Source organism: Lachnoclostridium phytofermentans (assembly GCF_000733755.1).
Classification (GTDB): Bacteria; Bacillota; Clostridia; order Lachnospirales; family Lachnospiraceae; genus Lachnoclostridium; species Lachnoclostridium phytofermentans_A.
In genome coordinates, this window is the sequence record NZ_JPOF01000003.1 from 266,260 (window position 1) to 286,630 (window position 20,371).

The 20,371-nt window shown below is 37.2% G+C and carries 14 protein-coding genes; 2 read left to right on the forward strand and 12 right to left on the reverse strand.

The features are described 5' to 3' along the window. Positions 1-88: 88 nt before the first annotated feature. The 11 genes from CC92_RS0106605 to iorA form a co-directional block, all read right to left on the reverse strand. Entirely contained in the window at positions 89-1,675 is a 1,587-nt protein-coding gene (locus tag CC92_RS0106605; protein WP_029503742.1) for an extracellular solute-binding protein, read from the reverse strand. A gap of 132 nt (positions 1,676-1,807) precedes the next feature. Beyond that, positions 1,808-2,743, reverse strand: a complete 936-nt coding sequence (locus CC92_RS0106610) for a carbohydrate ABC transporter permease (protein ID WP_242841358.1) — start codon at positions 2,741-2,743, stop codon at positions 1,808-1,810. Positions 2,744-2,764: 21 nt separating this feature from the next. Next, positions 2,765-3,700 carry an ABC transporter permease gene (locus CC92_RS0106615; protein WP_029503740.1) on the reverse strand — a complete coding sequence of 312 codons (936 nt, stop codon included), beginning with the start codon at positions 3,698-3,700 and terminating at the stop codon, positions 2,765-2,767. Positions 3,701-4,202: 502 nt separating this feature from the next. Then, complete coding sequence (locus CC92_RS0106620) at positions 4,203-7,328, reverse strand: glycosyl hydrolase (protein ID WP_029503739.1); 3,126 nt, start codon at positions 7,326-7,328, stop codon at positions 4,203-4,205. Between the two features lie 66 nt (positions 7,329-7,394). Beyond that, positions 7,395-8,900 (reverse strand): extracellular solute-binding protein, encoded by a 1,506-nt coding sequence (locus CC92_RS0106625; RefSeq protein WP_051650794.1) that lies wholly within the window; start codon positions 8,898-8,900, stop codon positions 7,395-7,397. 341 nt (positions 8,901-9,241) lie between these two features. Next, positions 9,242-11,566 carry a helix-turn-helix domain-containing protein gene (locus tag CC92_RS0106630; protein ID WP_029503736.1) on the reverse strand — a complete coding sequence of 775 codons (2,325 nt, stop codon included), beginning with the start codon at positions 11,564-11,566 and terminating at the stop codon, positions 9,242-9,244. A 146-nt stretch (positions 11,567-11,712) separates the two neighbouring features. Next, entirely contained in the window at positions 11,713-12,141 is a 429-nt protein-coding gene (locus tag CC92_RS0106635) for an ACT domain-containing protein (RefSeq protein ID WP_029503735.1), read from the reverse strand. Positions 12,142-12,155: 14 nt separating this feature from the next. After that, complete coding sequence (locus CC92_RS0106640) at positions 12,156-13,454, reverse strand: phenylacetate--CoA ligase family protein (protein ID WP_029503734.1); 1,299 nt, start codon at positions 13,452-13,454, stop codon at positions 12,156-12,158. A gap of 21 nt (positions 13,455-13,475) precedes the next feature. After that, a complete protein-coding gene (locus CC92_RS0106645; RefSeq protein ID WP_029503732.1) occupies positions 13,476-13,883 on the reverse strand; it encodes an ACT domain-containing protein in 408 nt (135 codons plus the stop codon). Between the two features lie 20 nt (positions 13,884-13,903). Continuing rightward, positions 13,904-14,479 (reverse strand): indolepyruvate oxidoreductase subunit beta, encoded by a 576-nt coding sequence (locus CC92_RS0106650; RefSeq protein WP_029503731.1) that lies wholly within the window; start codon positions 14,477-14,479, stop codon positions 13,904-13,906. A 12-nt stretch (positions 14,480-14,491) separates the two neighbouring features. After that, positions 14,492-16,231 carry an indolepyruvate ferredoxin oxidoreductase subunit alpha gene (gene iorA / locus CC92_RS0106655; RefSeq protein ID WP_029503730.1) on the reverse strand — a complete coding sequence of 580 codons (1,740 nt, stop codon included), beginning with the start codon at positions 16,229-16,231 and terminating at the stop codon, positions 14,492-14,494. A gap of 449 nt (positions 16,232-16,680) precedes the next feature. Between iorA and CC92_RS0106660 the strand changes: the two genes are divergently transcribed. Together CC92_RS0106660 and CC92_RS0106665 are read left to right on the forward strand one after the other, a co-directional pair. Further along, on the forward strand, positions 16,681-17,202 hold the full coding sequence (locus tag CC92_RS0106660; protein ID WP_051650793.1) for a putative ABC transporter permease: 522 nt from the start codon (positions 16,681-16,683) through the stop codon (positions 17,200-17,202). 137 nt (positions 17,203-17,339) lie between these two features. Continuing rightward, positions 17,340-18,866, forward strand: coding sequence for a sodium/proline symporter (locus tag CC92_RS0106665; RefSeq protein ID WP_029503728.1), 1,527 nt, complete (start codon positions 17,340-17,342; stop codon positions 18,864-18,866). A gap of 178 nt (positions 18,867-19,044) precedes the next feature. Here CC92_RS0106665 and CC92_RS0106670 read toward each other — a convergent pair whose 3' ends face one another. Further along, on the reverse strand, positions 19,045-20,358 hold the full coding sequence (locus CC92_RS0106670; protein WP_029503727.1) for a phenylacetate--CoA ligase family protein: 1,314 nt from the start codon (positions 20,356-20,358) through the stop codon (positions 19,045-19,047). Between the last annotated feature and the right edge of the window lie 13 nt (positions 20,359-20,371).

Genomic DNA, 20,371 nt, shown 5'->3' on the forward strand with positions numbered 1-20,371 from the left:
GTGGATTCCCGTTCCTCTTATCTGTCACTTAAGAGGCTGTTCCAGGTAGCAGCGATATGCCAGCTTGGTCACAGCCTCTTAACATTCATTATCTTTGAGCGTTTACTTCTTCAATTACATTTGCTCCACCAGCTTTTTCCCACTCTGTCCACTTTGCTCTTAAACCACTTTCATCGATTTCACCACAGATATACTGTGTTCTTGCCTGCTTTAGGATTTCGTCTAAGTTACCTCCATTCATGGAGTAAGTTTTCGAGTTATTTAAGTAACCCGCAGCTGGATTAAATACGGCATACTGTATGTTCTGCTCTTTTACCTGATCCTCAAGAATCTTACGATCGGTTCTCTTAGTACCCATAGAAACAATAGCTTGGTTAGGAATATATGGTGTTAACTGATTTAAACCATTATGAGGAATTGTTGCTAAATCCTTACCCTGAACTAAACTTACTAAGTTACCATCGGTATCTACCTCATATGAGATACCCTCAACACCATAATCACATAATAATAGCATTTCATCATCACACATCTTATCAAGGAAGCTTAAGCATGCTTCTAAGTCAGCTTCCGTTTTCGCTGCCTTTGTAATTACATAGAAACCATTCATACCCGTGGTAGCCTGAGTACGTTTATCTCCGCCTTCTTCCTTCGCAATCGCACCTACAAAGTTCATCGAAGCAATTCCCTCGCCTGTAGCAGCAGGAATTTTGTTATCTTCGAAATAGTCCCAAACTCTTCTTGAATCATCAATAGCTGTTACAAAAATACCAGCTTCCCCTTTTTTCATAGAATCAGTTGCTGTAGATGGTTCACGAACTGGCCAATCTTTCGCTACTAAGCCTTCTTCATAAATCTTACGCAACCAATTTAGTGCCTCCATGTATTCCTCTGTCTGGTGACCTGGAACTAACTTTCCGTCTTTTTCTACCCAGCCATTGCCTGCATCAAACCAAGCTTGAATAATGTCTAGTGGCGCCGTATTTTTTGTAAAGGCAAAACCGTAGGTGTCATCCTTACCATTTCCATCTGGATCATTGTATGTAAACTGATAAGCCATGTTATACAAATCTTCAATTGTTTCTGGAGCCTCTAAGCCTAATTTTTCAGCCCAGTCAGCACGGTATCCAACCGCATTTCTGCCGATAGGTCTTGCACGATAAATACCGATTAACTGACCATTAATTGTTACCTGCTCTAATACTTCTTTGTTCGCCTGTGATAAATTTGGATACTTCTGATAGTCAAAAAGGTATTCAGAAAGATCCCAGAAAGCACCTGCATTTGCAGCTTGAACTATCGTAGAGTTTACAGGACCATTCACTGTGATAATCATTGGCATATTATCTTTATCAAGTAAAGTTAACCCAAGCTTCTCAGTATAAGTATCATTTGCTACCCAAGTAAACGTCTTATCATCAATGATTGTATTGGTATAATCAGATACTTTCTGCTTAATTTCTTCCGAACCTTCCGCAGAAAGTGGAGAACCATTATAGTCAATCGCCATCATTGTGATTCTCTTTTTTTCGCTTGTTTCTCCTCCAGCTTCTTGTGTTGCTCCGTTGGTTGGATTGTTGTTAGAACCCCCGTCTCCTGTTTTACTTCCGCATGCTACACAGGATAACATCATTACTACAGCCATCCCCAATGCCAATAGCTTTTTCTTCATCATAAATAAATCCTCCTTAAAATATCTATGTTAATTTAAATTAACATCCATCTCATTTTGTATCTTGTTGCAGATACGGTACTGTCCCTTAACACAGAAAAGCACGCTATACGAACTTTCCTTATCTTAATTAAGTTAACCTTTTACAGCTCCAACCATAACACCTTGTGTAAAGTATTTCTGAATAAATGGATACACTAGAAGGATTGGTATCGTTGCGACTACAGTAGCTGCCATCTTAACTGCTTTTTCAGGTGGTGCACCAAAGATTCCATAATCAATGGATTCACCGGATAAATCAATACCACCAGCCATAAAGATAATTCTACGAAGTGCTATCTGTACCACTTCTTTCTTCTGGTCAGTAATATAAATCATTGCATTAAAGTAATCGTTCCAGTGACTTACAGCGTAGAACAGAGAAATTGAGGCCAGTACTGGTTTGGATAACGGTAGAATGATTTTATAGAAGATACTAATATCATTGCATCCATCAATTTTTGCAGCTTCCTCTAACTCACTCGGTATCTCTTGGAAGAAGTTCTTCACAATGATAAGATTAAAAGCGTTAATTGCTCCAGGAAGTAACAATGCCCAAAATGAATTTAGTAAGCCTAAATTACTAATTAATAAGTAGTTAGGAATCATACCACCAGAAAATAACATGGTGATTAAAACCATATTCAAACCAAAATTACGAAGTTTGAATTTCTTTCTAGAAACTGCATAAGCAAATGTGGTAGTAAAAAACATATTTATTGCGGTACCTGCAACCGCTACAAAGATTGAGTTCTTTAAACCATGGAAAATGTCACCTGAACTAATGATGTAGTTATACGCATTTAAGGAAAATTCTTTCGGAAAGAGAAAGAACGCTCTTTCTGTTAATTCCTTCTCTGTCGCAAAGGAGCCAGCAATAACGTATACGAATGGTAATAAAGTTAATAATGCAAAGCCTCCGACTCCAAGATAAATGATAACTTGGATAATTTGATCGCCAACACTTCGTTTGATTTTGCTTTTTGATTTTATTTTATTTGTTTTCATTTTTGTTCCTTGTGCTTGTGCCATATTATTCTAACGACTCCTTTCTTAGTAAATTCCCGATTCGCCACTCTTCTTTGCAATCCAGTTTGACGTCAGAACCATACTCATACCTACAACGGATTTAAACAAACCAACTGCAGTTGCGTACGAATATTGTCCCTGTATAATACCTCTTCGGTATACATAAGTGTCAAATACTTCAGCTTTGGCAATATTTAAATCGTTAGACATTAAAAAGATTTGTTCATACCCAGTGTTTAAGATGGAACCGACACGAAGAATTAACATGATAATAATCGTTCCCTTAATTGCTGGAAGTGTAATGTGCCACATCAATCTCCATCTTCCAGCACCATCTACTCTTGCAGCTTCGTATAGCTGTGTATCTACGCCAGAAAGAGCAGCAAGGAAGATAATAGTTCCATATCCAGTTTCTTTCCAAATGCTCTGGCCTACGATCATTCCTCTAAAATACTTTGGAGAACCTAAGAAATTAACTGTATTTCCTGTGATTGCTTCAATAATTTGATTTACAATACCGTCACTGATATTAAAGAGCTGATAAGTTAAGGTAGCAACGATTACGAAAGAGATAAAATGAGGGATGTAAACAAACGTCTGCGCCACCCTTTTAAATTTCTTACTTCTAATTTCATTTAAGAATAAAGCTAAGATAATCGGTGCTGGGAAATAGAACACTAAACTAAGTAATGAGATACCAAGTGTATTCGTTAACAGCATCATAAAGTCAGATCCCATAAAGAGATTCTTAAAATGATAAAGTCCTACCCATTCGCTTCCCTGAAATCCTGCATATGGGCTAAAATTCTGAAATGCAATTACAATACCACTCATTGGTATATATTTAAAAATTATAAAGTACAAAAAGCCAGGTAAAAACAAAAGATAAAGCCATTTCTGTTCATTCCAGTGTTTTTTTAATCGACTTCTCTTCCTGACTGTTACTGATTGTGTACTCATACCCACAATTTCCTCCTTCATCTTTGTTATTCAATCCTTGTTTCATACAAACTACACAAAATAATAAACTTAAACATTTTGTATAGTTTGTCTGTATTCGAATTGATTTCGTAGTGCAATTTTCACATATAGTTATCCAATCGTCAATAATCATTATCTCGCAAACCAAAAACAACAAAACCCTTGATTTTACTGGATATTTCAGATGTAATCACACGGAATAATCATATTTCTACACCTTGATTATGGTGAGTTTTACGGAATAATCGATATGTTGCCGACAGTGGTCATTCTAAAAAAAATGATTACCGATTCTTTGGTTTTCACTGACTGTTTTTGTGACTTTTGACGATGTTTTTTCTAACATCTGCATTTCTTTTCATAAAAAGCGAATCACTAGGAATATCCCCGTAATGAAAAAAAGTAACGAATCAAATGCTACCATTCGATTCGTTACTTTTTTGAACCCTTTGTATTCGTGGGACTCAATCTTTTGTGTAATTTATTTGATTGTAACTAACGCATGTTTCTTATAATCAAAGTAGGTTCCGTCTAGCATATTAGATAGTGTGTTAGTTACCTTTAGGGTAATCTCATTCGTTCCTGTTTTTAAGATATTTTTCGCAACAGGGAAGGTATATGGGGTAAATGCTTTGACTCCAATACTTTCTCCATTCACTATAACTTCCATACAATCATATCTGCTATCGCCAAAATCAAAGCGAAGTGCACCAATACCAGCGGCCTCACTCTCTTTTAAATTTAGACAGGTTTCAAAAGAAGTAGTTCCACTATAATAAGGGAACCCCTCGGTATAAGTATCACGATAGCTTGCCTCATCTGGCATTTTTGTGATAATCATTCCTTGTTCCGATGCCATAACGCCAAAGTCTCCATACAAATATATAGGATCACGAACACCATCGGAATCATTTTTTACTTCTACCTCGATAAAGAGTTCATTCTTTCCTTTTCGTAAGTAAGGAACTACATTACATCTCATGTTATTCTGGTCATTCACAAATACTGATACAAAATCCTCTGCTATGATCCTATGTCCGTTGAGCGTAATTACATAATCACCTGTAATCGTACCTGTATCCATGAGAAGCCATACATCACCAATTGAATCTCTCACTGTAAACTCATTGCGATAATAAGTCTTCATCGGATAAGCAAAATGGATCTTCTTCGGTGTACCAAACATGCTTTGGTAAGTTAACTTTTCTCCTGGTACTAATTTGGTCTCCGCCATCTGTTCCATGAATGTCTTCACATCAACGTTCTTCCAGTTTTGCTGATCAACAGAAATATCAAAATACTCGAATCGATAAATGTTGCTTCCCTCTATGCTTACTTTCATCTCCTGATTCATAGGAATTGTACAGACTTTAGATTGCTTCGCTTCTTCCTTGGTCTCATCCCATACTTTATCCTTTAAAAACTCGATACAGATACTCTCGAAAGCGCCTAACGTCAGTAAAATACTATTATCTTTATAAGGCAGACTGCTCTCTTCTCCAGTTTCAAAACTCCATCGTTTCGCACTTTGGATGCCTTCTAATTGTACGGTTACTTCACCAGTTACCGTCTGATTTCCCTGGTTGGTGATGAATAGCATCACTTCCCCTTGTTTTCCAGTACGAACAGAAGTAATACAGTCCTTTTTATAGATGTCCTTCGTATGGAAGGATACTGCTGCGCATTCTAAATCATGAAGTATTGGAATGACTTCTTCCATAACACCGCTGTTCTTTAATTCCTGATTGGTTTTTAGATATGTTACGTTCGGATGTTTTATAATCTCTTGATAGTGTTTTTCTACGTCTGTATCTTCATCAATGACTTCTGTTGGAATCCTTCCAAGGAAGATAACACGACCTCCCACAGCTAAAAACTCTTCTATTTTTTTTGTCGCAAATAGTTCCATCGCATCACAAGGAGGTACCACAAGAATAGAATAAGAAGCTCTTCCTAACAAAATCTTTCCTTCTTTTATTTCTGCATCCCGTAAGATTTCTGCATCCAGATGGTCATAGTTAAGCTGCTCAAAGAGAATTGTCTTACATACATGAACCCAGTCCCTTACGGTACGTTCACATAGTTCCTTCTCTTTCTCATCTTCTCCAACATAATGGAATTGCCTGAAAGGATTTCCTAGCTTTGTTAGCAAGGTAACTGCAGGGTCAAGCACTGCAATCTTTACATCTGCATTGGTATAAGTATTAAATACGCTCATTCTTCCAACATAATCCGCTAAGAGCCGATAATGCTTCCAATAAGGATTCTGCAAGAATTGAGATGGTGGTGCATCATGCTTTGTAATAGAGTCTATCGTGTAGTAAAAGGCATGAAAGTTAAACAGGTTAATGCCATGTGCCCCCATATGATCTACCATCCATTTTGCATCCTGTAATGTCATTGACCAGCCAATGCTATGAAAACTTTCAATCATACTATATGGTTTATTTAACTGGCTAGCCAAGGAAGTTACTGATTTCGCATTGGCACGATAGTATGGCAGATACGTATCATAAATCCACTCTAAAGACTTCCCTAACTTCTCATGGCAGGTGTCCCCTCCGATTACATCACTATAACGCTGGGTTGACATACGCATAGACGGAACTTCTGTTGCATAGAGAAGGTTATTCTCTCTACACCAGTCTGCTACCTGCTTATGATAGCTAAGGACAAATAGCTGATGTATGGACTGCATAAAATCATAACGTATCTTCGCTGCATCTTTATAATTTGCATTCGTTAACGCTGGTAGTACAGGTAATAGATCATACCCGTTTACCTCTTTAAAATAGGAAATTATCTTTTTACTCCATGGAATAGGACTTAAAAATCCAACCTCATCAGAAAACATTCCATGAATTGTCTTACCAAATTCCGCCCCCAGATGGTGCTTATAGCGTTCATGGGTTGTATCAAGGAAACTCTGCACAGCCTCTTTATTACATGGATCAAAGAAACTGCCGTAATATTTAAAATCCCCCATCGCTTCCTGTGTAAAAACTTCAATCTTATACTTCCCTTCTGGTAATTGACAGGTTAGTATATGGGCTGGTTGATAAGAAAAGAAACGCTTGTGATTATAGGAGGTTAATCCTGTCTGCTGATAGATTTCTTCCTCCTGAAGATTTCCAATACAATCGCTTAAATCAATCGCATTCTCGTAATCATAAATCCCCTCTGAAAGCTCTTTTACTGCTTTTGCATAGAGAACTTCACCAAAAGAAAGCTTTTCTCTAATCCTCTCTCCACCAACCACCTGAAACTGATAGGTTCTTAAAATCATATGCTCTGCATCTGGATTGCGAAGCATTACTTCTCCACCACTCATGCCACTTGGATATGGATACTCATCATAGAGCCAGTTCTCTATTCCATTCTTCTTTGCTTTCTCGCAAGCAAAATGAACTCGTTCAAACCATTCTTTGGAAAGGTAAGGGACCCTTAATCCCTGTCTTGCACAGATAAACGCTCCACCTAACCCTTTTTCTGCCATCTCTGCAATCTGATGTTCAATTTCTTTTTCCTTCATATCACCATTCCAGAACCAAAATGGCTTAATACGATTTTTTGCTGGTGGGTTTTTAAAATCTGTCTTAAAACTCATATTAACCTCCGTATCTGCCATAGTTGAAATCCAAAATTTTCAACCTATTCCTTCTGTTATCTAATTTTAATCTTTATGATAAAGTTCATTCACCTCTTTTATTAACTCGAGGCCACCCGAAACTTTCCATTCCTCAATTGCTTTGTTTAACCCCTCACCATCAATTTCACCTACGATAAATTGCACCCGTGCTTCCTCTATCATTCGATGTAAGGCTTCTCCCTTTTTTATGTAGGTATTCGAGCCATTAATATATTTTAGCGCTGGATTCATGACAGCATATTGCTCATTTTCTACAAAAAGTCTTTCCTGTAAATCATAAATCTCATTCTCTGCTACCACAACAGATGGTACTCGGCGAAAAGCCGAATAAGTCACCAACTGATTTAGGCACGAGAATTCATTTAACTGTTTCATATTTTTAACTCGAACCAGTCTCCCTTCTTCATCGTAATTGTAATGACGTCCCTCTAATCCATAATCTGCAAGCATCACCATCTCTTCGTCATTCATACGGTCAAGAAATTCTAAACATTGACGTACTTCTTCCTCCGTTTTTGCAGCCTTTGTAATTGCAAAAAATCCACTGTTTCCACTGGTACCGAGTGTTCTCTTGACTCCATCATATCCTTTGATAGCCCCTACTAAAGAAAGCTCTGCGTTTATTCCATTCTGTTTGAAATAATCATCCACTCTTCTGCTATCATCGATATTGTGAACCATGATTCCTGCAGTCCCGTTTTTTAAATCATTGGGCCAGGCAGAGAAATCTATGATTGGAAAATCAGGATTAATACAACCAAGTTCATACATCCTGCGAATCCAGCTTAACCCTTCTACATATTCTTCTGTGTAAAAGTTAGGCATTAACTCCCCTTCTTCATTGATATACCATCCATTCGGTACCCCGAACCAGCTTAAGATAGCATCAATTCCCACAGAACTTTTGGACAGTACAAGACCATAGGTATCGTCTACCCCGTTGCCATCCGGATCGTCAAAGGTAAATGCCATCATCATCTTTTCCATATCACCAATCGATTCTGGAATACCAAGTCCTAGTCTTTCCGCCCAGTCTTTTCGGTATCCAAAGCCTATTCTTCCAATGAATCTGCATCGGTTCACCCCGTAAAGCCTGCCATCAATACGTATGTTATCATTGAGGATATCCTTTGCTTGTGACAGATTCTTATAATCCTTCAACATATCTGTCACATCCCAGAACAAATCAGACTTAGCAGCATTGACAACGTTTACATTAGCAACGTCAACGGCAATAATATGAGGAAGATTTTTTTTATTAGCTAATATACTATTTAGTTTCTCCTCATAAGTATCACTTGGAATCCACTGCACTTTTAAATTGGTCTTAGTATAATCCTCAACCATAGTCTTGATCTTGCTGCCATACTCTCCTACAAGAGGTTCTCCCGTATATTCGTAGGTCATCAGCCTTAAATCGAAATATTCCTCTTGTTCTTCCTTTTGCTTGCATCCCCCAAGTACCAAGAAACAGAAAACTGCAAACACCCCAAGTAAGCTTTTCCTCATTCTGTAACCATATACCTTCATGAAAACACCCTTTCATCTTCCTACTTACAAGACAATAAAAAAGTATGTATTCTATCTCCTATTGTCTTGCCTCATTTTAACGAGATATTAAACAATTTGCAATAATCATTAAATTATCTATTGATACTATATGATTGTTTTGCCTAGTAATCAGTACCTTCCTCATAGATTTTTGCGTCATTTTCCATAAGAAAATGATTATTTTACTCAATTCTTTCACGTATCTTTACAATCCAGTGAAACAGTTGCTAATGAAGTATATAACAAGAAGGCCATCACAGACAAAGTACCTCAGGCAAACCATGAGTGACTTATGTTGTGATGGCTAGCTTTTTTTACCTCTATTCCTTCTTCTCCTGTCTGTACTTACCAGGAGTAACTCCACAATGCTTTTTAAAGTAACGAATGAAGTTCTGGGCATTGGTGTAGTTTAATTTCTCCGCTATTTCGGCAACAGATAACGTAGAATGAACTAATAAATCCTTCGCTTTTTCCAGACGAATTTCAGCTACAAATTCGCTAAATGTCTGATCCCTCATATCCTTCATAATTCTCCAGATTGTATTGGCATGACATTCAATCTTTTCTGCGCATTCCGTTAAGGTGATATCACCTTCTGTCTCAAGCACCAGTAGTTCGATTTTTTCTAATATTGCGCTACGGCTATTCTTACGGAAATCCTTTAAGTGTTCAATCATTGGACGGACTAGCTGATATTTATAATAGTCTTCCATCTCTTTTAAGGTATAAAGCTGATGAAACTGTTGGAATATGGTATAGCTTTTAAACTCAAAGATTGAATTAAGTGACAGCCCTGCATCAGCTCCTGTCACAAGAATGGATAATAAGAAGCGGTATAAGAAGTAATACTGCTCATTCCATTTGGATTCGCTTGCTTTAATTTCCTCTAAAAATTCTTCTACAACATGGAACGCTGTGCGTTCATCACATTTATCCACAGCATCCTTAATCCTATTCTGAAGCACAAGATTGTATGTGTTCACTTTTTCTTCCGATAATACCATATCGGAATAGTAAGTGAGCTGTTCCATGTTTTGATTATCGTTAGATTGTCCCTCCATTTTTAAAGCTTCTGTTGCTTCTCGAAAAGCATTCGGGAATATTGTAAGATTATCAAAGGTTCGGCTGATACCTACCTTGGTATAGTGGCTGAAATTCACAAGAACAAACTCACTCATCTCTTTACAAATTTCCATGATTTTTTCTTCTAATTCCTTTTCATCCTTGCCTCCTACCACCATAACTACATCATAGAGATTATTGACAGGACTCATCATCAACTTAGCTCTTACACTGTCTGGAGTCGATTTTGCAATACGAATATGCAACACGTCTTTTTCAAGGTGAGACAATTCTCTCCCTTCTTCGTTCAGACTACAGTTCATTAAAATTACTGAAAAACATTCTTCAGGTTGAATTTTGAGCAGTTGCATATTTGCTGTTATCATCTCCTCAGTCAGCTGACCACGAAGCAGACGAAGTACAAACAATTCAATCAATTGATCCCGTTGTTTTTGCACCATATCTTCTAACTCAACATTATGGTGATAGAGCGTATGAATTCCTTGCTCTATATATTCAAGTTCATTTTCTTTGTTTTGTGCTTCTCCCTCTAAGCAGTCCTTCACTTTCGAATAAGTCTTCTTTATGGGCTGGTAGATTCGATAGGTCCATAAACTAGAGATACAGATAATCAGGAGAAATAATCCAAGTGCTAACCAAAGTGCAATATAAAGAATGCTTCTAGCATCCTCCCTGGCCAGGTCTGTATTGTAATAAGCAATGTACGTCCATCCGCTGCTATCAGACTGTTTTAAACTAATTTGATATACTTCATTCTCCTGTCGATAACTTAATTCTATAATATCTTCCTTGACATCACTGTTTTCAACGTTTTCCTTGATGTACCCGATCATAACGTCATCAATCTTAGCATTGTTTCCATAAACTTTCTCACCATTTTGATCCAAAATAATCATAGAGGCAACACGTTTATTATTTTCCATTAATGTTTCAAAAGCATTGCGATTAATATTAATCACAATCATTGCATTCTTGTCGTTTAGGACAAGGGGCAGGCGATATGCTAAAGAAAGGTATGTTAGGTCTACCGAAGGTTCTTTGGCACTCCAATCTTGATATGTATTGTTAATCCAAAAGATAGAACTACTATCCTGTTCAAAAATATGATTTATTTCCTCAGCGTTTGTAATATCGTTCATCTTTTTCATTCCACTATTACTGTAAATCCAACCGGTATCAAAGTTTATTAAAGAATAACCATTGATATAATTAATAAAGCTGACTTTCGTTATCATCTTATTCATAAAGTCGGAAAGGATAGAGTAATCCTGATAACCGACCTCATTCTCAACCAATCGCTTTACTTCCTCAGAAGAAACAATATTCACATAGTGCTGTTCGATTGTCTCCAAAACACTATCAACGCGTAACATCGTCTGAATGAGTTCACTATGATTGCTATTGTTCATGCGTTCACTGACACTTTTTAAAGAAGTAAAATACGAGATGATACCTAAAATAAGGACAGGAATAATCGAAGCCCATAAAAATCCTGCCAAAATACGCTTCCCATATCTCCCATCCCAATACCTACGTTTACTTTTTGCCTTCATTATATTCATCCTTTGTTACTTCCTAATATTTGTTATTATGTACTTGTAGTACTATTCTACACGAAAAAAGAAAAAACTGCAAAGGATTTTTATGTATTTTGACGAAAACACTCCCATAGGATGTCAAATCCTATGGGAGTAAGTAAGTTTTTTATTCATGATTCATTGATTTTATATGCAATTTCTTCTGAAACAAGTTCGAATCCATGCTTCACTAAAGACTGCTTACCTGCCTCAATATCTGAGATTTTAATTACCATTGAAGCATTCTCATTCGTTGCTAAAGCATACATATATTCAATATTAACATCCTCCAAAACCTTTAATAACTCATGCAGCATCCCAATTTTATTGGGTAGCTTCACTGCTAATACATCAGTTAACATTGCTGAAAATCCTGCTTCCTTTAAAACTCGTTTCCCTTCGTTAGGATTTGACACTATCATACGCAGCAAACCATATTCGCTCGTATCTGCCAAGCTCATAGAGGTAATGTTTATCCCATTTTCCTTCAGTGTTTCTGTTACTTTTTCCAGCCTTCCAGTTCTGTTTTCAATAAATACAGATAATTGTTTAATTGCCAAAGTAAAACCTCCTTTTAGACTAATTTACGTTTGTCAATCACTCGTTTCGCTTTTCCTTCACTTCTCTCGATGGTCTTTGGTTCCACTAACTTAACCTTGACCGAAAGACCTAACGCTTGTTGTAATACATGAGCTATTTTGCCTGTTAAGTACTCTAATTTCCTAATCTCATCAGAGAAAAATCGCTCTTCTACTTCCACCCAAACTTCTAAAGTATCCTGATGATTCACTCTATCAACGAACATTAAATAATGAGGGCTAGTTTCACCTAATTCTAAAAGGGCAGTTTCAACCTGCGATGGAAAGACGTTAACTCCTCGAATAATTAGCATGTCATCGGTACGTCCTTTGAAACGAGAAATTCTTGCAAGCGTTCTACCACATTCGCACTTCTCGTAATTAATACTTGTTAAATCCTTGGTACGATAACGAAAGAGCGGTAAGGCTTCCTTGGTAATCGTTGTAAATGCCAGTTCTCCAATTTCTCCTGATTTACATGGTTCTAAGGTATCTGGATGAAGAATTTCCGGGATAAAATGATCCTCATATACATGAAGTCCAGTATGATATTCACAGTCAGCTGCTACGCCAGGTCCCATAATCTCGCTTAACCCATAAATGTCATGAGCATTAATATGGAGGCGTGACTCAATTTCTTTCCTCATGTTTTCTGTCCATGGTTCAGCACCACAGATTGCCGCCTTTAGTTGAATGCGGTCTATCACTCCTTCTTCCTCTAATGTCTCAATAATATGTAATAAATAGGAGGGGGTGCATGCAATTGCGGTACATCCAAAGTCCTCCATCATTGTTATTTGTTTTTTGGTATTCCCAGATGACATTGGAATCACAGTGGCTCCTAAATTTTCCGCCCCATAGTGAAGCCCCAGCCCACCAGTAAATAAACCATAACCGTAAGAGACTTGTATCTTATCCTCTTTTCCTAATCCAACCATAGCCAAAACTCTTGCAACACATTCCTGCCAATTCTCGATGTCCCTTCTGGAGTATCCGACTACGGTTGCCTTTCCTGTTGTTCCGGATGAAGCATGAACACGCACAATTTCCGATTGTGGTATTGCAAAAAGTCCAAATGGATAGTTATCCCGTAAATCTGTTTTTGTAGTAAATGGGAGCTTAGTCAGGTCCTCTATTCCCCGAATATCTCCCGGCTCTAAGCCCATAGTCTGCATTTTCTTACGATAGAATTCCACATTATGATATACGCGGTCAACCATCTTTACTAGCCGTTTGCTCTGGAGATTTTGCATCTCATCTCGGCTCATGCATTCCTTTGCTTCGTTCCATATCATTGGTGTTTCCTCCTGAATTCATTATTCGATTACACACACATTGTTTTCACGTAACACAGTTTCTGCTTTCTTCATATCATTGATATTTAATACCATCAATGGTGCTTTTTCTCCACGAAGTACAAAGGAATAGATGTAATTAATACTCAAGTTATGTTCTGCCAAAATAGCAAGAACGCGATCCAAATCCCCTGGTTTATCCATTAATTCAACTGCCAATACGTCGGATACTTTCACTGCAAATCCTTTTTCGCAAAGTACCAATTTTGCTTTGTCAGGTTCATCTACTATAATACGTAGTATACTAAAATCCGGTGAGTCAAACACAGAAATCGCCCGCAAATTAATACCATTCTCACTCAGTGCACTTGTTACTTTTCTAAGACTACCAACTTTATTTTCAACAAATACAGATAACTGTTTCATCATAGCTTCTCCTCCTTACAGTTTTATTGATGCATCTCATAACCAATTAAGAAAGCTTTTTTATTGATATCAATAGTCTTTGTAGGTACTGTGTTCTCGATTACTGTAAGCCAGTCTTCTTTGGTAAAATCCATATGAGCTGCTGCGATACCAAGCACTATAATATTAAATACCTTTGTATTACCAAGCTTCTTTGCCTCATCCATTGCATCCACGCTTAATACCTTATGCTCTTTTTTTAGATCCTCAATGATATTCTCTGGGTATACAGCATTTCCTATCACTACTGGCATAGGATCAATTCTTTGATTATTCACAATCAAAATACCAGTCTTCTTTAAGAAATGAGAATAGCGCATTGCCTCTAAACGCTCAAATGCGATTAATACATCTACTTGACCAACTTCTACGATGGGCTCAGTTACCTTATCCCCATATCGAACAAAGGTAACAACGCTGCCTCCGCGTTGTGCCATACCATGTACCTCTGAAAGCTTGACATCATAGCCTGCATTCATCGTAATTCCACCTAAGATTCGGCTGGTAAGTAGGGTTCCCTGACCACCAACTCCAACTATCATAATATTTTTTGTCGCCATGGTGATTTCCTCCTATCTCTCTACCTTTTCTATTGCACCGAACTTACATTTCTCGAAGCATAGATTGCAACCATTACACATAGTATCATTGATTACTGTGACACCATCTTCCTTCCTTGTTATTGCCGGACATCCTGGTTTTAGACACATTCCACACTTTTTACACTTCATTGAAACCACTTTACACTGTGTTTTACTTAGTTTCTTGGTAAGAAGTACACAAGGTGCTTTTGCTATTATTACAGAGAGTTCATCCTTTGCAACTTCTTCTTTCACGATACCTTCTAACGCGTTCGTGTCAAAGGCATTCACCTCAATCACATTTTTTATTCCTATCGAACGACATAAATCAGGAATATTGATTGCTATGGTATCTTCTCCCATTAATGTTTTCCCAGTTGCTGCATGATCTTGATGTCCAGTCATTCCTGTGGTTGAGTTATCCAAAATCATCACAGTACCAGTTCCCTTGTTATATACCATGTTAATCAAAGAGTTGATACCAGTATGCATGAAGGTGGAGTCACCAATGACGGCAACCCAGTTTTTTATGTACTCTTTCCCCTTCGCCTTTTCCATTCCATGTAAGGTACTGATACTTGCCCCCATACAAACAGTCGTATCCACAACATTTAACGGAGCTACTGCACCAAGGGTATAACAGCCAATATCACCAGCTGCATGAATTCCTAACTTCTTTAATACAGAAAATACGCTTCGATGAGGACATCCGGGGCAAAGAATCGGTGGACGATTCGGTACCTGCGCCGCTTGTTTTATCTCAACTTTTTCTTTTTTAATCGCTTTTCTTAATAGATTCGCGCTATATTCTCCCTGAACAGTAAGAATTTCTTTCCCGACTGCTTTGATTCCCCAGGACTTCACCTGCTCTTCAATCACAGGATCTAATTCTTCCACTATGTACAAGTTTTCCACGGAAGTGGCAAACTCCTCAATTAACTTTCTTGGAAGTGGATTTACCACACCAAGCTTAAGAACAGATACTTCTGGCAATGCTTCTTTTACATACTGATAGGGAATACCACTTGTTATGACACCAATTTTCTTATCGTTATATTCGATTCGATTAATTGGAAAAGTACTGCTTTCTTCTATCATTTGTTTCGTACGTGCTTCTACAACAAGATGACGAACTTTTGCATTCCCTGGCATCATTACATTTTTTTCTGGATTTCTAACATAAGGTTTATCTTCTACTTCGATTCTGTCATTTAAGTTAACCATGCCTTGAGAATGAGAAAGCCTTGTTGTTGTACGCACAATTACAGGTGTATCATACTTCTCACTCATATCAAATGCAAATTTTACAAACTCTTTCGCCTCTTCACTGTCGGAGGGCTCTAGTACTGGAACTTGTGCAGCTCTTGCTACCATTCTGGTATCTTGTTCATTTTGTGAACTGTATAATCCGGGATCATCAGCTGCAACAAGTACTAACCCTCCATTAACACCAGCATACGAAATTGTAAATAAAGGGTCAGAAGCAACATTAACACCAACATGTTTCATAGAGGCAAGAGCTCTGACACCGCTAATCGATGCTCCGATAGCTACCTCCATTGCTACCTTTTCATTCGGTGACCATTCACTATAAATCTCTTTATATTTCACAATATTCTCGCTAATTTCCGTACTTGGTGTTCCAGGATAAGCAGCCGAAACTTTCACACCGGCTTCATATGCTCCTCTGGCAATTGCTTCATTGCCTAACATAATTTCTCTCTTTTGCATGTTGCTCTCTTCCTTTCTTTCTTTTCTTTTTACCCTGCTTACTATGTGATAATTATACATTTTATACAACATAGATACAATGGTCCTCCATTTATTTGGATATAACTAATTAATTTACAGACATATTATAGAACTTATCACTATTGCTTTTTCTTTATAACTTCAAAATATAATCTTTTGTTTTTCCTTTACTAAAAGTAATCGACTCTTTCCTTTGATTTCTTTTATTTACCATAAAATTAGTAAATATTTCACATTGTATTAGATTTTTATAAATGGTCTTAATAAATTATTAGAATTCCATTAGGCTTTCCTAACATCCATAGACACTTGAAAAATCACATACTATAATACAGAAAAACCATAAATCCCCTAAATGTTGACATGTATGATTATAAATGGACAAACAAAAGGATACCTTGCTCTTAAAGGAGGGGATCTATGAAAATATGTCTTACGAAGGAGAGAGTAACATGTGGTGTGTAAATAGCATGATATGGCTTTTTGTCTACAGCTTCTTTGGCTGGTGCTACGAAACAATTGTTTGTTCCATACAAGCTGGTGAGTTAGTAAAACGAGGTTTTCTATTCGGACCCTACCTACCGATCTATGGGTTTGGTGCCTTACTAATTATTCTGTGTCTACATAAACGTATGAATAAAGCAAACCTATTCTTGTTTAGTATGTTAGTAACAACTGCCCTAGAATACGCTACTTCCTGGGTACTTGAGATGTTATTCGGCCGCAGGTGGTGGGATTATTCTAACTATACGATTCAGCTAAATGGTCGTGTCTGTTTACTAGCATCCTTATTATTTGGGATACTGGGAGTACTTTTAGTAAAATACATTCACCCTAGGCTGAAACATCGAACAGATCAAATACCTCCGAAGATTAGAGTATTTTGTGCCTCTATTTTATTTGTTGCTATGTCCACTGATTTTGTTTTTTCCGTCTTACGTAATCTTTAAACATAATATTTCATTCTGTCTCATGTTTCGTTTCAGTTGACAATCTTCCCATTTTTTGGTATTATCACTTTAAAGCGCAACGCTTTATAGCGTTAAAGTAGTGAATTGATTATATCTTAAAAAAGGAGATTAAATCTATGATTGTCAAACTAATTATGCTCTTCGTATTCTTTGGAATTATGATTCTTGTTGGCATCCATTCTAGAAAGCATACCAAGAACATTAGTGATTTCGTACTTGGCGGACGAAGTGTAGGACCTTGGCTTACCGCTTTTGCATTTGGAACTTCTTATTTTTCTTCTGTAGTTTTTATTGGATATGCTGGAAGATTCGGTTGGGATTTTGGTGTTTCTGCTACATGGATTGGTCTTGGAAACGCATTAATCGGTAGCTTATTTGCATGGATTATCCTTGGTCGCAGAACTAGAGTAATGACAAAACATTTTAATTCACAGACAATGCCTGAATTTTTTGGCTCACGCTATGAAAGTAAATCAATCAAAATAACAGCCTCTGTCATTGCCTTTGTTTTCCTTGTGCCATATACTTCATCGATTTATAATGGACTATCTCGTCTATTTGGTATGGCCTTTGATATTCCATATGAAATCTGTGTTATTGTAATGGCTACTCTAACCGGAGTGTATGTTATCTTAGGTGGTTATATGGCAACTGCAATCAATGATTTAATCCAAGGTATTATTATGCTTTTTGGTATTGTTGCTATTATTGTCGCTGTCTTAAACCAAAAAGGTGGATTCCTAGAAGCAATTAATCAATTATCGCAAATAAATAGCGAAGCTTCTGTAACACTTGGACAACCTGGTGCATATACTTCTTTCTTTGGTCCAGACCCTTTAAACCTAATTAGTGTTATAATTCTTACTTCCTTAGGTACTTGGGGTCTTCCTCAGATGGTACATAAGTTTTATACTATTAAAGATGAAAAAGCTATAAAAACTGGAACCATAATATCCACATTATTCGCTATTGTCGTATCGGGTGGATGTTATTTTCTTGGTGCCTTCTCACGTTTATTTGACAATGGAAGTATTAGAAACGCTGAAGGGAAAGTTATCTTTGATAGTATCGTTCCCTATATGATTTCATTTTTGCCAGATATCTTAGTCGGCATCACCGTAGTATTAGTTTTATCTGCTTCCATGTCAACCCTTTCCGCTCTGGTTTTAACTTCAAGTTCAACATTAACTCTAGACTTTCTAAAAGAAACCTGTTTTAAAAAGATGAAGACAAAAACTCAACTTCTACTTATGAGAATATTAATTGCATTCTTCATTCTTATATCCGTTGTCCTAGCTCTTGATCCTCCGAAATTCATTGCAGAGCTGATGGGTATCTCTTGGAGTGCTCTCGCTGGCTCCTTCCTTGCCCCTTTCCTCTACGGTCTTTACTGGAAAGGAGTTACAAAAGCTGGTGTTTGGTCTGCCTTTTTGGTTGGTGTTGGCGTAACAGTTGTAAACTTAAAACTCGAGTTCTTCTCTTCCTCCATCGTAGCTGGTGCTTTTACCATGTTACTAAGTCTGATTGTAGTACCAATTGTCAGTATAGTTACACCAAAACTATCAAAAACATCCTTGCTTGATATGTTCTCTTGTTACCAAGAAACTGTAATCGTTTCAAAAAAAGACTCTTTAGAAGAATAAATAATGAGACGAACGAAAATATCTTAGAGAGTAAGAAATTGCTTCTCTAAGAAATTTTTCGTTCATTTATATATTCATTAATCGTTTTTATTCATTCCAATCACTAATAGAATATCAGTGATAAATATGTACTTACAAAATGTAATTGATAACTTTTTTGCTTATAAAATATAATTGATTAAAACATAACATTCTTTCTTAAATCAGTTACACGTTTTGCTTTTCCTTCAAATCGTTGTAAACTTCCTGGCGTTACAAGTTTAATCGTAGCATCTAATCCCAATACTGTTTTTAGCTGATTTCTAATATTCTTTTCCAATCCTTCTAATAAAGAATAAGAATCAAGCACGGTATCATCGATAAGTTCCACTTGAATCTCCATTGTATCCAAATGATTTACACGGTCAACCGTAATCTGATAGTGTGGACCAATCTCAGGAATTTTTAACATGACTTCTTCTATCTGAGAAGGGAACACATTGACACCTCGGATTACTAACATATCATCGGTACGACCAAATAAATTAGCCATACGTACGGTAGTCCTCCCACACTTGCAGGGCTCCTGCATTAACTTTGTGATATCACGAGTACGATAACGGATTAAGGGGACTGCTTCTTTGGTAAGACAGGTGATAACCAATTCACCTTTCGAACCAGGAGGTAACACTTCTCCGGTATCTGGATCAATAATTTCTGGAATAAAGTGATCTTCATTAATATGCATTCCACACAGATATTCACATTCTCCTGATACGCCCGGCCCACATAACTCACTCATACCATAATTTTGAGTACACAGGAACTCCTTACCCCAAAGCTTATACATCTCCTCCCGCATTGGTTCTGTCATACCTTCACCACCAAATAACCCAATTTTAACGTTTAAATCTTTCTTAGGATCAATTCCCATCGAAAGTGCAACTTCTGCAATATGCAATGCGTAAGAAGGGGTAGCCACTAATAATGTCGTGCCAAAATCTTGCATAAACATAATTTGCTTTTTGGTATTCCCAGACGAGGTCGGACATACACTTGCTCCAATGTTCTCTAAACCAAAATGCAATCCTAACGCACCAGTAAACATCCCATAACCAAAGCAAATCTGTGCGGTATCCTCTTTTGTCGCTCCACCCATACATGCAATTCTCGATACGTTATTTGTCCAAACTTCCATATCCTTTTTCGTATAACCGACTACTGTAGGTTTTCCGGTGGTACCTGACGAGGCATGAATACGAACTACCTCTTTTTTTGGAACTGCAAACATTCCAAAAGGGTAATTATCGCGAAAATCCTGTTTCAATGTAAATGGAAGTTTCTTTAAATCTTCTAACGATCTTACATCTTCTGGTTTCATGTCAATTGCATCCATTTTCTCATGGTAAAATGGTATCTTATCATAGACACGTGCAACGGTTTCCTGAAGTCTTTTTAATTGAATTTCTTCTATCTCACTTCTAGACATCGTTTCTTCTTTGGCCCAAATCATGTTGTACCCTCCA